At 43.8% G+C, this 16,359-nt stretch carries 13 protein-coding genes; all 13 read right to left on the bottom strand.

Annotation, left to right across the window (positions count from 1 at the left end; all coding sequences use genetic code 11):
* Window positions 1-19: 19 nt before the first annotated feature.
* Complete coding sequence (locus BM358_RS15830) at window positions 20-577, bottom strand: hypothetical protein (protein ID WP_028541099.1); 558 nt, start codon at window positions 575-577, stop codon at window positions 20-22.
* 6 nt (window positions 578-583) lie between these two features.
* A complete protein-coding gene (locus BM358_RS15825; protein WP_028541100.1) occupies window positions 584-1,732 on the bottom strand; it encodes a pentapeptide repeat-containing protein in 1,149 nt (382 codons plus the stop codon).
* A gap of 462 nt (window positions 1,733-2,194) precedes the next feature.
* Window positions 2,195-3,529, bottom strand: coding sequence for a DUF418 domain-containing protein (locus tag BM358_RS15820; RefSeq protein ID WP_028541101.1), 1,335 nt, complete (start codon window positions 3,527-3,529; stop codon window positions 2,195-2,197).
* 222 nt (window positions 3,530-3,751) lie between these two features.
* Window positions 3,752-6,565 carry a M14 family metallopeptidase gene (locus BM358_RS15815; RefSeq protein WP_028541102.1) on the bottom strand — a complete coding sequence of 938 codons (2,814 nt, stop codon included), beginning with the start codon at window positions 6,563-6,565 and terminating at the stop codon, window positions 3,752-3,754.
* A 129-nt stretch (window positions 6,566-6,694) separates the two neighbouring features.
* Window positions 6,695-7,687 carry an LCP family protein gene (locus tag BM358_RS15810; RefSeq protein ID WP_028541103.1) on the bottom strand — a complete coding sequence of 331 codons (993 nt, stop codon included), beginning with the start codon at window positions 7,685-7,687 and terminating at the stop codon, window positions 6,695-6,697.
* A gap of 47 nt (window positions 7,688-7,734) precedes the next feature.
* A complete protein-coding gene (locus tag BM358_RS15805; RefSeq protein ID WP_028541104.1) occupies window positions 7,735-8,433 on the bottom strand; it encodes an SGNH/GDSL hydrolase family protein in 699 nt (232 codons plus the stop codon).
* A 27-nt stretch (window positions 8,434-8,460) separates the two neighbouring features.
* Complete coding sequence (locus BM358_RS15800) at window positions 8,461-10,263, bottom strand: acyltransferase family protein (protein ID WP_028541105.1); 1,803 nt, start codon at window positions 10,261-10,263, stop codon at window positions 8,461-8,463.
* Between the two features lie 189 nt (window positions 10,264-10,452).
* Window positions 10,453-11,598 carry a hypothetical protein gene (locus tag BM358_RS15795; protein ID WP_028541106.1) on the bottom strand — a complete coding sequence of 382 codons (1,146 nt, stop codon included), beginning with the start codon at window positions 11,596-11,598 and terminating at the stop codon, window positions 10,453-10,455.
* Window positions 11,599-11,601: 3 nt separating this feature from the next.
* The gene (locus BM358_RS15790) at window positions 11,602-13,062 is read right to left on the bottom strand and encodes a sensor histidine kinase (protein ID WP_028541107.1); all 1,461 of its coding nucleotides are present in this window, start codon (window positions 13,060-13,062) and stop codon (window positions 11,602-11,604) included.
* 2 nt (window positions 13,063-13,064) lie between these two features.
* Entirely contained in the window at window positions 13,065-13,763 is a 699-nt protein-coding gene (locus BM358_RS15785; RefSeq protein ID WP_028541108.1) for a response regulator transcription factor, read from the bottom strand.
* An 893-nt stretch (window positions 13,764-14,656) separates the two neighbouring features.
* Window positions 14,657-14,848, bottom strand: coding sequence for a hypothetical protein (locus BM358_RS27200; RefSeq protein ID WP_053324559.1), 192 nt, complete (start codon window positions 14,846-14,848; stop codon window positions 14,657-14,659).
* Window positions 14,787-15,395, bottom strand: coding sequence for an ATP-grasp domain-containing protein (locus BM358_RS15780; protein WP_256253374.1), 609 nt, complete (start codon window positions 15,393-15,395; stop codon window positions 14,787-14,789). The genes BM358_RS27200 and BM358_RS15780 overlap by 62 nt, the downstream gene beginning before the upstream one ends.
* A 143-nt stretch (window positions 15,396-15,538) precedes the next feature.
* On the bottom strand, window positions 15,539-16,222 hold the full coding sequence (locus BM358_RS15775; RefSeq protein ID WP_028541110.1) for a metal-dependent hydrolase: 684 nt from the start codon (window positions 16,220-16,222) through the stop codon (window positions 15,539-15,541).
* Window positions 16,223-16,359 lie beyond the last annotated feature (137 nt).

The raw sequence follows: 16,359 nt of genomic DNA, 5'->3' as shown, positions 1-16,359 counted from the left end.
AATATCTCCTCCCATTTCGTTACTGCATATCGACTTCCTGAAAGGAGATACCACTCGTTCCCCTCCGCAACAGACTTTCTGCTAATGCCAAATTTACTAATGTACAGGTTTCACGCAAACCTTGAACTTGCAATAAGGGCCTTCCCTCGGTGCGCTCTCGATCTACTACCAACTTCATCAATGTTCCTCCGGGATGAAATGTACTTAGCTCACCTACACAGTTCACTAAAGGGGGCTGAATCATCCAGTACAACTTTTGCTGAGAACGTTCCATATCCCGAAACAAAGCCATACGACTGAAGAGGCTCGGCGTATAGACCTGTAACAACTCATGTACAGAATCAGATACCATCATCCTCGAACCCATCAGAATATCAGGATAAACCGTATAATCGTGACCTTTCTCCTTAAACTGTGCGGCATAAGAAGGGGGCCATTCCGTCCAATCATTTATACTTACCATCTCTGCATTGGCTTCTTCGTCCCATACGGGAACAGCAGAATACAACATCCGATCATCATGTTGACAAAGAAAATACTCCACTATGCCACGTCCCTTCCATTGCGTCTGTCCCACATGGTTTCATCCAAATGAAGTTAGATCCCGGGCAACTGGATGCATCCCTAAACTAAATCGGGTTCCATCCAGCACCGCCCCTTTGAAACAGGCCCCCTCTATAGCTGCACCAATGAAGTCGGCCCCCTGCAATATAGCCCCGGTGAAATCAGCATTCTGTAAGTAAGCGCCCTGAAATTTGGCTCCTGTAAGATCTGCTCCTGCAAAACTTACGGGTTGAAAACCAGGTCTTTCCCATCGTTCAGACTGGTATATTCCAGATACAGCTACTGCATCTCGAAAAGACGTTCCTCTTAAGTTGGCTTTTTCAAAACGTGCTTCTTGAATCAAACAATCGCTAAAGTCAGCTTCTATTAAACATGCTTTATTCCAACAGGAGCCAATCAAATTTCCTCCTGTAAAAACACTATTGATAAAAGAACTTTCACTCAAATCGGCATATTGCAGACGTATTCTCTCATAATTTCCTTGAGACCCATCGATCTTGCGGAAAACTTCATGTATGTAGTCGTAGGGCTTTTTTTCCTCTAGCCAGTCTTTAATCACAATGGAATCTTTGACACGCACATCTCGTTTATAAATGACTTCACTTCGATCTAAATATTCTCCGACTCTCAGTTCGAATACATCTTCCAACTCTATTTCATGAGCAAACTGAATATCATCGAACCATTCTTCTGTGATACTAAAACGCGCCAAAGCAATGATATATTGATGAACATGTACTGCCACGTGCAATTTCATCCTCTGAATATCATCTGATCCGATTCTTCCACCGTATTTCTTAGCCTGCTTACTTAATTCCATCTCCCACTCGTTCAAATAGCGAAATGCCCAATCTGCATTATAGGTATCTCGACAAGTATGGAGATCCATAAACCATCTTTTATCCATCGCCTCCACTAAATAGGTCGCCCTTCCGTTTGCTAATTCGGTACGAAGCATGGAATAAGATATATATCCCAAGGCGTGTTTATCACCTTCTTGCTGCATCAACTTGACTTTCTCAAATATCTGCTCCAGTGAATTGCAAAATGCCTTAGCCAAGGCATGCTTATGATTTTGGAAATAGACTTCCAATGCGAATAACATTCGATGCTTTAGGGGTTCATAGATCTCATTTTTAAAATGTCGAAAAACCTCTTCACGATTCACGCTCTATCTCCTTTCTAGTCGTCACATTTACATAGGCTGCACGTCTCAAGTAGTTGGTTATCTTAAACCGAAGTCTAATTTTAATGATATGTGAAATCATAATTTTCAAGGGTATATTTAACAGTAAATCATCCTTATGTATGTATCGGACAAATTAGTGATTTTGTTTACAGAAGGAACCATAGCTGTGTTCAATGGAAAATGGGTGGGTTCACAATCGAACCCACCCCTTCCGAGAAATTAAATATTAATATTTTCTATTATTTTCATGATTAGTTTCTCTTTTTCAATTCTGTTCATTGATCATCTTATAGCTCAGTTTATTTAGGCACCATGATCAGAGCCGATGAATACCGAAAATCGGACTGTATTCTCTTTATCTGGTATCCTGTTTGATCAGTCCGTTTTAATTATAACCCGGCACTTTCTATGACTATAAATATAGAGTATCAAGAAGGCTATCTACTTTACTGTTTGTGAGACTGGTTGGGTAGGACTGAATACTCGGTCAAAACGGCGCATCAGTCCTTCAAGCGGGCCGGCAGGAAGCAGCGCAATCAGCCAGCCCAGCAGTAGTGCCGCCACTCCGATAATCAGGTCGCCGAACGGAACGCCTTCGAGACTATGCCCGATTCCTATCAGATCAAGAATCCAGACCACCACAAACTGAATGGCATACATGGTCAGCGCCACGCGCCCGACTGCCGCAAAAGGCATTAATACAGCGGAAAATTTCTTCGCCACGAAGCATGCTAGTCCCAATACCAGAAACGAGATTCCCAGGCCTATAATCGTCTGGAATGACGAAGCGGTGTGCGGAGCCGACTGCAAAAGCATATGCCACATCGGTGGTTCCGTGTTAAGCGGCCAAATTGCGTATTCATCCGGCTGCATAGGAGCAATTCCCTGTGCGCTGATCAGCCATTGTTCAAAACGAAGGCTCCAACCTGGAAGCACAAAAGTGGCCAGCGTTTTGCCTATCACAAGCATAACAATACCGCTGCCTGCGAGTATGAGAGCTGTGCGTATCCTGGTAAGGTCAAAGCGGCCAATGGCCATGCCGGCAACAAATGCAGGAGTCAAGGCGAGAGCAGACATCGGACCTCCCGCGATATCACTAAGAAGATAAGCTTTCGAGAAAATGCTTGATCCAAGAATCATTAGCGGCGGAGCCGTCACGAGCAAAACTGCTGCTGTTGTAACAATTGTGCGGGTCGAACGGCGAAATAACATTAGTGCCAACACAAACATAGCTGCATAGGCAGGCAAAATGACACCATATGGAGTGTTCAGCATAATAAGCAAATACCCGATAATATCAACAAATACGGCGCGTGCCAGCATTCGCGCACGGAAAGCGGCCGTATCCGCTCCCCGCTCCATCATGCGCTGTGCCATAATGGAATAAGATATACCCCCGCACAATACGAATAATAGTGTCGTGTTTCCGGAAACAATCGCAGAAATGTTTGGGTTCGATCCGAAGTGCTGCAAGTACATTCCCAGCACCGCCAGTCCTCGTGCTGCATCAAGTGCTACAAGACGCCCGGTGCCCCGCCTTCTCCTCGACTCTTCTACAGAGCTTCGAGAAGGAATATCGCTTTGTGTACCGTCGTAGGATGTATTGGATATACCTGCTGTATCTACTGCTTTTTCATCCAATTTATTAGCAACCGTCTTTTCATCTACTTGATTTTCATTCAACTGGCTGTTTACGGAAGAAGCCCGTTTTTTAATATTTTCCTCTCCCTCATACTCTCTGACGAATCTGCTCATCAGCTTTATACTGCTTAGCAACTTGCATTCCTCCCTGAAAATACTGAATTCACATTTTTATCAACCTGGTTATGCAGAGGATTGATGTCACGCTATAGTCCAATATATCCTGCAGATGTCGCTAAAGTTTGATCAAGTTGTAAACAAAATGTCACAGTAGGCGAAACCGTTTTATCGCAAAAAACAACCTTATTCGCAGTTGATCACTGGAATAAGGTTGTTTGCAATATTATTAAAAGTCACTCAGTATTTTTCGGCGACGGCATTAAAAATTGAATTGGCCAGTAGTCGGAATTGCTGCTGTGAATGAGCGCCATTGGTTAGATCATTGGAGAAAACAGTAAGATTCTTTTTGTTTTCCTTATAGGTGAAGGCCATGATCTTTCCTCTTGCGGCATCGTGACCTGGCCACCAGCCCGCTTTGAAGAAGTTTTCTTTATTACTTATGGTCGCAAGAACTTTTGCTGCTTTAGGTAGTTTTGTAATGTAAGAACCTGTAACGGTATAGAAGTATTCTTCGTTAGCGTAAGGGGCTGTAATTACATTATCCTGTTTGACATTCGCTAGGAACACCCCTTCGTATCTTTCCCATGTCGGTCCAGCAAATGCAAATTGAGGAATTGAGTTTTTCACGTTATCCATTCCCATATTTCCATAAGCAATGTAAGGCTTTCCTTTCTCGACAAGTTTATCGGAATCGAATGTATTCACCAGCACATCGGCATGTTGCTGATCATCGGTCACTTTAAAACCGAGATTTTTGAGCACATAAGCTGGTTCACCGAGAGCGGCTACCGTAGAAGGTTTAAGAACTTTGCCAACAGGTCTATTATTGCCGAATGCCGTTACATCAAGATAATACTTCGAGGCCAGCGGGTGCAGATCATCATAAGCCACTGCAAAGTCGCCCGCTTCATATCCTGTTCCGCTTTTGGATAGCATTGTAACCACTTTGCCGGATTTAAGCAATTCATTAACCGTTTTGATGACATCGTTATTGGTGTTTCGGATTAAAACATAGGCAGAATGATTCGGCATTTGTGTTGCCGGAATCGATACGGAAGTCACCGGAGAAGTTTTGCCCGCAAACACTCCGGCTTCTCTAATCGCATCACATTCAAATCCTCGTAGGACTGGAAAGTCCTGTACAATCTCGCCAGCTACGGAAGCATAATCTGAGACGTCAATACCATCATATAAAACCATGTTTGCAATGCCGTGTGTGGCCTGATGCATATTTATGATAAATGAACCTGCAGGGTAGGTCTTGCCAGCAGCACTTACAGCTTTTGTCGAGCGTTCAACCTTTACTCCATTGCGGATAAAATATTCAATCATCCGGTAGGCTTCCAACGGATTTTTTTGAAGACTTTTATCAGTCGGCAAAACGTAATATTCAGGGAAAAAATTCTTATTACCGTGACGCGGGCGGCCAATGACTTGATTTTTTGCATTGACTAGATACCGATCTACGGCATGATCATCCATATTATTAATTCCACGTTCATATATTTTCAGCTGGTTCAAAAATAACTTTTCTTTCTTTTCCATAACATAATCGGTTGCTGCAGCGACACTATAGTACAATGCTTTGGTCGACTCCTCATTCGATTCAGGTGTTTCCAGCGTATGTCCCATTGCACCATGGTGCATGGCGAAGACAGCTGTATAGGCTGGAGACGCATCGTCCCATCCCGAAGCAGTTCCTTTGGAAACATATTTAGGATTTTCGGCCGTTTTACGATGTTCTTCATAAGGAATATGGTAGTAATCATACTTCGTGTTTGCAATACCTGCTTCACCCATCACTTTTGCCTGTTCTACCATGTTATCCATAAGCAAATCGTATTCAATATTCGGATTGTGAGGCGGTGTGGTAGGCTCAATCAGAAAATTCTTATCAAACCCATGCAGATCTAGGAAAGAAATCGGCGACCATCTGGCGATTTGCTCTGTTATACTGCGTGTTTCAGGCTGAGTTTGATATGAATTATCCCGATTCAAGTCAAAATATTCAGCATTAGAACGTTCGGTATGAACCCTTCCATCCGGATTCTCCGTATACAGGAACAGGAAAAATACATGATCAAGCGCATCATCCAAATTCAGAGTTACCGTACTCGATTTTCCATTGGACGAGGTAGTTTTGTACGTAACATTTTTATCGAGGGCCATGGTCTTAAAATAATTGATAATCGCATCAAAGCCCGGCGCTTCATTTGGATGAATATTGTTGATCCAGATGGGCACTTGATAATCTCCGAATGCACCGGATTTAATATCGTTCTCCAGCTTTGCAGGATGATTCAGCATGTCAGGATGAGTTACATTCTGATATTTGTCAATCGTTGCTTTATCTTTGGCAAGCACAGTCATATAAATATCGCGGCCTTCCACGGATTTGCCGATCGACATCGTTTTAATGTATCTGTTGTTTTTTTGAGCTGCCTGTGCCGTAATCGCATCAATCTCCGGCTTCAGTTCGTCATACGTGCGGAAGCTGTCGTACGGGACCAGTTTCATGGGAGCACGGGCAACAGTTTTTCCGTTGACTACTGCAGCCAGTTCATAGGTTCCCATCAATGATGCGTACAGTGGACGCTGCAGACTCGGTTCGGCAAGATTCTCCGTACCGTAAGTAAGACCGAAATTGATATTGGCAGTGACTTCTCCGTTTTCTGCTTTGACCTGAGTAACGGTGATAAAGGGAGCGCCATTATAATCGCCATTCTTATACGATTTCCATTCCGATAATGGCTTTCCACCATATGTCCAGCGTATTTTCTTTATATTGGTCCCCTTCGGAAGTTTAAATCTAGCTTTAATTGTTCTTTTCTTCGTCATGGATGCTACATTGTTATCCAATTTCAGTGTCCTGGTATTTTCACCTTGCGTTGAAATTGTTTTTGTTGGTTGACTCTGTTTATCGTTCAATAACGTGCTTTTTGCACGCTGTGCAGCATCAGCCATAGCCATGTGCGGAGCAGTGATCTCCAGAAGCATGGCGGCGGATATGGTTAACGCCAAGCAGAACTTTACTATCGGTTTTGTACCCATTCTTTTTCCCCCTATTTATAACCGAAAGACCATGTTGTACTCTTCTTTATTCACAAAGAGCATTTAACAGACTATTGTCCGGCAAATGATGATTTTATATATTGTCCAATCCTATTCAAAATCTGTTTTCTACTTTTGTTCGGAAGGATTGTCTGTAATCGAGTTAGAAGCGTCGGAGTTTATGATACTTTGCACAAATTGCTTCAAATCCGTTCGACTTTTTACGTCCAGAACAGCCGCTCTGCCAACATAGGTTTCTTTTAACAGCTTCATTGGCGGTATTTGTTCATTTCCCTGTAATGTACTTTGATACCCTACCGAAGCCAAATTCCACATATCAGAGACTGACAAATTGGTATCGATATACGGACTGATTTCCTCTAGAATGGAAGGAAACTTCATAATGGAAGTCGTTGTTTTTACCTTCTCGGCTAATGCCGTAATCAATTGCCGCTGTCTTTTTGTTCTGGAATAATCGGACATGGCATCATGACGAAAACGGACATATTGAAGCGCCGTTTTGCCGTCGAAATGCTGCTGTCCCTGCTTTAAATTAATATCATACTCATGCTGATCGGCTTTGCTCTCATAGTACATATCCTTTTCGACATAAAAATCGAGTCCGCCTACAGCATCCACGAGTTTAATAAACCCCTGGAAATCCGTATATACATAAAAATGAACAGGCACCCCCAGCAATTCGCTGACTGCTTTCATCGCCGTATCTGGCCCATGCGTAACAGCGGTATTAATTCGATTTTTGCCGTACCCGGGAATATCCGTATAAGTGTCTCGAAGAATCGAAAATACATGAATATGCTTATTGGCAGGATTCAATGAAACGACCAACATGCTGTCGGATCTGGGTACCTCGCCCTTGTCACTTCCACGGGCATCCACACCCATCAGCAGAATGTTGACAGGCTCGGTTCCCTCCCACTCCGGAGCTTCCAGAGCTTCGGCATTATCGGTGCTTACTTTAATGAACGAGGAGTTTGCCGGTGTTTTGTTAAGTCCTTCTAATCCTTTGTAAATGGACAAGAAATAGTAAAAGACAAAGATTACAGCAGCGACCACAAGTAACAATGTTACAGTCAATATCCTCTTTTTCCTCTGTGTCATGTCATTCTTCCTTTCTGGATGATGAACGCCCCTGCCCCTTTCTGTATTTAAGATTTTTGCAAGGCTGCTACGAGAAGTGAAGTGTAGTATCGGCTACCATCTGGTTTTAAATGGACGCCATCTCTATAAAAATATTCATCTTTGCCTACACTAGCCGAATACCAGTCCACCACGCTGACGTTACTGTATTCACCAGCGACCTGTGCAATCGTGTCATTCGCCGTGTCTTGCCAGCCTTTCGGCACCCGGGTGGTGACCAAGATTACCTGTCTGGCTCCAGAAAGGGATTGCAGTACGTCGCGCAGTTGGTCTTTGCTAAACGGACCGTTGGTGCCGAGTTCGATAATGACCTGGTCTCCCAGTTTGCCTTGGGCGGACAATTCATTAATGACTTTTATAGCTTGAGACATCTGCCGGCCAACCTTGCCGTCAACCGTCATATTCGGAAGCTGCTCTTTTAAATAAGGCTCAATTCCGACCGTAACCGAATCTCCAATCATCGTGACGCCCTCGCCGTTTAAGGAAGCGGATGGTTGAGCTTGTTCTCCGCTGGTGCTGGAAGCCGCACGCTTTTGTGCAGCGGGCTGCATCGCATCAAGATTGTATAGAGAAGAATCCTTGCTGCGTGATTCGTTATCATCCGAATTTTGCTTTGCGTGCATATGGAGGCCGATGGCTCCTAAAGCGATAAGGATAACCATAAAACCCCCTAATGTTTTTACCATCCATCCATTTTTTTTGTTCATACCTAGTTCATCCTTCCCTTTAACATGCTAGTAGGTTTTATCTTGTTTGATAGCATCAATCAAAAACGAGGCATAATACTGAGCGCCTTCTGGTTTCAGATGAACACCATCGTCATAAAACAGATCGTTGCGGTTTTCGCTGGCCGAATACCAGTCGATAAGCCGGACATTTTGAAATTCACCAGCAATTTCACGTAGATTGTCATTTACGGTATTCTGCCACCCTCTCGGTACTCTGGTCGTTATCAGATAAATGTGCCGGGAATCCTGCAGTGAAGCCAGCAAGGACTTCAGTTGACTCTGGTTAAAAACGCCGTTGGTGCCGAGTTCAATAATAATTTTATGGCCAAGTTTGCCCTGTGCCCGCAGGCCATCAAGCACATCCTCGGCCTGTGACATTTGCCGTCCCACCTTGCCATCTATGATGATACCGGGAAGCTGTTTTTCCAGAAACGGGGCGGCATCCAGAATGACAGAATCTCCAATCGCCGTGACCCCCTCTCCTTCTGCGGAATGGCCTGTATTTTCAGCGGAATGATTTTCAGCGGAACAGCCGGATTGCAGCGTTTCTGTCTGGACGGATTCCCGGCTTACAGTTGCTGGCGCATCGGGTACAGGATCTGGTGAATCCGTCTTCCATGATGTCAGGACCAGAATGATGGCGATAACAATTACGACAAGACCTAGTTGGCTGCCAGCGCCTGATCTGCGGAGTGATTTTAGGCTGGTCCCAAAGGTCCCGCGGCGGATGGGCTCTTCGATGTATCTGTAGGAAAGACCCGCCATTATGAAACTGACCATTACCTGCAGAGCAATGCGCATATAGCTGGCATCTTCGGTACTTACCGCGGGACTTGATAAAATAATGACCGGATAATGCCATATATACAGACTGTAAGATCGCTTACCGATCCAGCTTAGAGGCCGGCAGCCGAGCAATCGTTCCAGTCGATTGGCCGGATGAACAAGTACAGCAATAACAACTGCAGTAATGAGTGATAAATAAAGAAAACCGCCGCGATACAGCGAATCATCAAACTGGTTGGTCTGACCGATCAGGATAAACAGCATTACAATGCCCAGCACGCCAGTCATATCCAGCATGGTCCGGGACGAAGAAGATACATTGTCGCTCAGTCTCCAGCTGGGCCAGATTACCGCCAGAGCCGCTCCGATTAAAATGGCAAACGCCCGCGTGTCCGTCCCGTAATACACCCTACTTGGATCTGTTCCGGGTTCGTATATAACGGCCATTGCTATGGCGGATACGGCGGCGCAACCCAGAATGTATAACATCAGTCTGCCTCGTCGCGGTGCAAGGCACAGACCGATCAGTAGAACAAGCGGCCAGATTACGTAAAACTGTTCCTCAATGGAAAGCGACCAGAGGTGCCCGATTGGAGAAGGCGGGCCAAAGCTCTCAAAATAGGAAACATGATGAAAAATGAGATACCAGTTGTTTACGTAAAAAAGCGAGGATACAAAATTCCCTCTTAATTCCTGCAGTCTGGAGAAATCGGTAATTAAAAACCACAATGCCACTGCAGTCATCATAAAGATCATTGCTGGCAGTAGTCTGCGCATTCGTCTTATCCAGAATTGCACAATAGAAAAACCGCTGCGCGTCCTCCATTCAAAAAGGATCTGATCCGTAATCAGATATCCTGACAGGACGAAGAAAATCTCCACTCCCAGCAGCCCACCCTCTGCCCATCTGAAATGAAGATGATAAGCAATAACAGCAAGCACGGAGATGGCCCTTAGCCCATCCAGACCGGTCATATAACGTTTTATGGGTTGATTCAGGTGCAGATTCCGGTTTCCATTCACTATGGTCCATTCCTTGTCCTTATAGGCTAATAGATCTTGCTTCATTTACTTACTATAGAAAAAAGATGTCGCTAAAGTTTGATCAACATGTAAACAAATTGTCACAACGGTTGCAAAAAGAAAAACCTTATTCCGGCTGAACAACCGAAATAAGGTTTTTGACATATACAAATATGGCGATCCTAATCACTATTTCAATTCAATGATCAATGACTCCTTGCTAGGAGAATCCGTTGGCGCAGTCTGCGAGGAATCCAATTGCTTTTGTCCTTGAAGCAGTACACTTTTATTGTTCGGATTCCAGTACATATGCGTCGGCAAAATTCCGCGATACACCGGTTCGTTGTACAGTATATTTCTTCCTTGCACCTTGCCTACGTAAGTGACATTTTGATCATACACGGTGTATGCGATATTTTTCCTGTCAGGCGAGAATTCAAAATCAAGCACTTTTTCCAGAATGACGGAGAGCTCGCCGTTTCGCTGATCATATTCGTACAATGAACTATCCGTTCCGAGAAACACAAACTGGTCGTTATTCATCCAGGCTACTGAATCTCCACCAAACTGACGCTCGTATTGAAACTCAATATTCTTCCCGGAAACCTTCCCCATGGTTAGCACCTTTTTCTGACCTTGTTTTGCACGAAATAACTGCAGCAGTACGCTGCGACCATCATTTGCAAGGTTAACACTCAAAAGCGTGTCTCCCTTTAGGATACCTTTTAACTGATATTTGCTGGAAGTTTGAGCCCCCATATCGTAGATGTACAGGCTATCAGCTCCATTATCAACCGGGTTTTCTACCAGGTAGCCGATATACGAACTGTTGGCAGACCAGGAAACATATTGTACATAAGAATCGTTTCTGGTACTGATCCTGTCTATTTCCTTTTCTTTGCCATCCTGCAAGGAAATAAGCTTTAAGGTTGTCTCCGAGGAAGAACGAGAAAATTCGCAAATATATTTACCATCGGGAGAAAGTATAGTATTGGAAGTTACATTGCCGATTCCGGGTATGGCCTTGCTCTGCTCATACGGATAAGTTAAACGTTCCAGCGTGCCTCGCTTCAGTATGGTCATGGCTCCGAACGAAGCGATGACAGCATCTGCAGACGACCAGCCCAGCAGCTGCCCCGTATTCACAAAACGATCCGGAAGCCGATATATTCTTTGGACCTGAAACGGCCGAGAGCTTTGATCGGCACTGGAAACTTCATTGCTGTCGGTGATGACGACGGTCTCTGTTTTTGGTTCTGAACCGCATCCTGACAACAGTAATACCACAAGAGATACGACCAGCAGCATTACAAAATATTTATATTTATTGCCCATTATTCATTCTCCGTTCCCCGCGGTTTCCAGAGCTTTAAATTCCACCGTTACGATTGTTTCATTATGCTCGTTTGTAATCATGATGGAACCTGCAAATTCTTCAACGATGGATTTCACAATACTGAGACCCAAGCCTACACTGCCTTCTTCCGCGCTGTCGGAATAAGCCGGATAAAATGGTTGTAACAAGCGTGACAGATGTTCTGCCTCAATCGGATCGCTTGGATTGCTGAAGATCAAGCGGATCTTTTCTTCTGACCGCACCGCTTTTACCGATACTGCCGAAAACGGCAAACTGTATTTTATCGCATTATCTATCAAATTGATGAACAGCTGTCTGATTCTGTCCCCATCGGCCAACATGATCAATTCCTCACTAATCTCATATTCAATGGTCTTTTTATAGCGCTGTGCCCGGATCACCATCGATTCACACACATCCCGTAGGATCAGCCCGATATCCACCCGATCAAGCTCATTGATCATGATATTTTTGCGTGAAACTTCCAGCAGTTTTAGCACCATCGCATGCAGGCGCCTGCTCTCCTCGATAATATGATTCATTCCTTTATCAAAAAAAACACGATCTTTCTCACCGTTCAGCCTGATCAGCTCTGCATATCCTAAAATGGAGGTTAATGGCGTTTTCAGTTCGTGAGTAATATTGTCAAAAAAGCGCTTTTCCTGCTGGTGAAGCTGCTTTAAATGGTCCCGGTCCTTCTCAATAATATGAATCTGTCTACTAATTTGATCAATCATATCATTAAAATTTTCGGCCAATCGGCCAATTTCATCCCTGCGTTTAAAATGAAGGCGGATATCCAGATTCCCGTTTTTCACCTCGGTGGATGCTTGCGTCAGTCTGGTCAGCGGGATGGTAATATGCCTGGAAAGAATATAGGAAAACAGAAAGGCTGCCGCAAAAATCGCCAAGGCAATATAGAGAGTAATCTGCCGAATCTGTCCGGTTTGTTCGTAGAGTGAGCTGAAATCTTTGTAAAAACGCAGTATGCCCACCTTTGAACCGTCTATAACAACCGGATAGGAGAAAAGGACAGTCGTCTTATTACGATCATAAGTAATGCTGTACGCTGTATTGCCATCAATCGCCTGCTGTAGATCGCTTTGCATTTGCTGCTGAAATAAGGAGCTGTCCGGGGCATAAAGCAATTTGCCTTTCACCGTATATACGCCAACACTGCTGTCCGTGGTATGGTTCAGATCAGTTGCTATCTCCCTGGCAATCTCTCCAAAATACAGCTCATTGCTGCTGAAATGGTTAATCAGGAAAGCCTGGCGCACATACACATTGCTATTGTTTTTCAGTCCGATCAGTTCGGAGGTAACCAAATTCTGATTGCTTGTCCGGATAAATTCCTTGACTGTCTGATTAAGCACGACAAAAGAAAACGAAAAAATCAGAAAAAAACCGATCAGAAATTTGATGCTGATTTTACGTATCATGCTTATCCACCCATTTTTTTGAATTTGTACCCGATTCCGAAGACGGTAGTAATGCATCCAGTGGCATCCAGCTTTTTGCGGAGTCTTTGGATATGCGTATCAACCGTACGGGTATCTCCGGCAAAATGATAACCCCATACCAGATCAAGCAGTTCGGAACGTGTAAAGTTTCTGCCCGGATGTTTAACCAGCATCATAAGCAGGTCAAATTCCTTGGGGGTCAATTCAACGGGACGGCCCTCTTTTTGGACAAGCCGTTCTTCTTCGATCACTTCAATATTTTCAAACCTAATGACGGCTTTCGCGGCTTCTTCCCTGTCCGGGCTGCTCGCCTGCTCCACTCTGCGCAAAATGGTTCGAATGCGTGCAACAACTTCGCGCAGATCAAAAGGCTTGGTAATATAATCATCGGCACCGAATTCAAGACCGAGAATCTTATCGGTAATATCCGATTTGGCCGTAATCATGCAAATCGGTATGTTATAGTCCATAGTCACCTTTTTGCAAATATCTAGACCGCTCTGGTCAGGCAGCATCCAATCCAGCAGCAGCAAATCGGGCTGAAACGACTGCAACTCATGCATTCCCGCTGCTCCGCTGGCCGCTGTGCGTGTCTGGAACCCCTCCATAGAAAGCCCGTACGAAAGCAAGTCGGCAATCGGGGCATCATCTTCAATAATAAGAATCTTTGCTTTATTCATAGCAATCCTCATCTCTATTTTTAATACGGCAGGTTTATGACATTGTCCATTATATTAATCATTCAGGGGAAAACAATCAAATGTATATTGTAAATGTTTTTACGTAAAAAACCACGCGCAAATGACTGCGCATGGTTTTGATTACAGCATAGAGAGCTATGAAATATTCGGAAACAAAAGGAGGCTGCTTTAGCGATCCAATAAATTCAAGGAAAATATCATCACATGTTTCCAACAAGTATGACATCTTACAAACTAGTAATTATTAAACAAACTATTTCTCCCGTTTAGACTCGGTGCATACTACAATTAATCTTAATTATAATTGCAGATAATTTTTATTCAGTAATTCCTCTTCTAATAGTTACTCACATGTGTGGTGTCATAATTAATGAGAAAACAACAGCAGAATACATGCATTATTTGAGGATCATTTTCATAATTAATGAGAACTCATTGACTCGAAGTTATTAGATCTGCCCTAATTTTCATATTTCATGAGAATATCCACAACTCTAAAAATGAGTATTTATACAATCAATAATTTGTATAACTTCTTCTTTGTCAATTATGATGATTTTTCTCGTATAATCTGAATTTTTTTTCATTAAATATGACACCTCTCTTCAGACAATAAAGTTGTGTACTAGCGAGTCAACTAAAATTTGTGCGATAAACAATAAAATTGAGTACCAAAATCCAATATCTTTGATAAGGAATTCTCTATCTTTTTTATATATTTTTATTAATTGGTTCAGAACAAAGGACCTTTGGACCATATTTTCACAAAAAAAACCAAGCTGACGATTATAAGATGGACTTTTTCTTGTACAAAAAAAGAGTCTGCCCTTGGGCAGACCCGATACAAATGAACAGTCTCGTGCAAGTTGTGCTCAGATAGATTGAACCTGCTGGATGGAGGCTGTTTCAATTCGGATTAATGAAAGCGCATGCTCTACCGATGCCGCTGCTTCTTCGGGGGTACTCCCCCCTCCCAAAAAATATCCTATATAGTTTTTGTTGCTAGTCGCCGGGACGAGCTCCGAGTGTTCTCCTACATCTAAACTGGATTCGATGGATTCCATCCATATGCTCCGCCTCGTTTACTCCATTGACGCTCATAATGACGACCTTTCCTTCCACTTGTGGCTGCAACAATTTTATGCAGCAGAACGGATATTTCACCTTCTCTTTCACATAAGGAATGTCGAGCAAATGACACACGGTAGCACGCTGCATGTTGACGCCTGTGGTTAGCCGAACCATATCCCAAATTTGATTGCCACCGTATCGTGTGTGAGACTCGATAATGTACGGTATGCCTCGCCGCAGCTTGATTTCTGTATGTGAGAGGCCTTCAAGATGTCCAATGGAAGTGAGTAAACTGCATACCGTTTCTTGAATAGCCTCTCGATCTTCCATTTTCAAAGGTGCGGGTAACAGGTGACCAGCCTCTATGAAATAAGGCATTACCACCTCTTTGGTTGTGATTGCAAGCACTTCGTGCCTTCCATTAGTCGTCAGCACCTCAACGCTGTATTCTTCCCCGTCGTCTATATACTCCTCAATCACCAGCGTACCATCCAATATATATTCATCCTGCTGTGTGCTATGACGCAACGCGTCTTCAATCTGTTCGAAAGAGCGGATAATTGAAATCCCCCCCCTACCTTACTGGGCTATTCAAAAATATCTCTTGATAATCGTATAAGATGGACTTCTTTGTTTTCTTGTTTTCGGCCGATTATTTCGTGATAAAGTCAAAATGATCAGCGTTAAAGTTCAATTCCCTCACCAGCTTCAAGAACTACCCCTACCCCGGTCGGCAGTAACGAAACAAAGAAATGGGGGTCTTGCTTAATGAACGGAAACGTGTCGAAATGGATCGGTACAACCTGTTTGGCCTGAAGCCATTCTGTAGCCACTGCGGCGTCTTCTGGACCCATAGTGTGATTGTCCCCGATGGGTAGAAAAGCCAGGTCAATTGCATTGCGTTCTCCAATCACCTTCATATCGTAAAACAGGCCTGTGTCCCCGGCATGAAACAGCGTTTTGCCTTCGGCGGTAAACAGTATTCCCGTGGGCATCCCCGTATAAATAATTGTTTTTGTTTCTTTGTATACATAACTTGAACTATGAAAAGCTTGTGTCAATTTTACTTTCCCAAAGTCAAATGTATACGCTCCTCCGATGCTCATTGCATGTGTACGTACGCCTTCCCATCCGAGCAGGTCCGCCAGTTCTGCCGAAGCAATAACCAGCGCGTTGTTACGTTTGGCAATCTCTACGGTATCTCCCACATGATCGCCGTGCCCATGGGTTAACAGAATCACATCCGTCTTTACCGTGGATACATCCAGGTCCGTATTGGCGTTCCCTGTAATAAACGGATCGATCAGAATGATTTTCCCGAGGGTCTCAATTTTTACAACAGAATGTCCATGATAGGTTACCTTCATTATGCTTCCTCCTTGAATTCATTGATTGTTGCCGGGTTTTCTGCGGGTGAAGATCATATAACACGCAACTGCAACCATGTTAGATAACACAATAATTAGGACCATGGGTATGGCCGATTTACCCCCACCGAGGCCGG

Source organism: Paenibacillus sp. cl130 (assembly GCF_900116035.1).
In the GTDB taxonomy this organism is placed as follows: domain Bacteria; phylum Bacillota; class Bacilli; order Paenibacillales; family Paenibacillaceae; genus Paenibacillus; species Paenibacillus polymyxa_B.
Note: the sequence above shows the minus strand (reverse complement) of the source record. Positions and strands in the feature narration are given on the sequence as shown.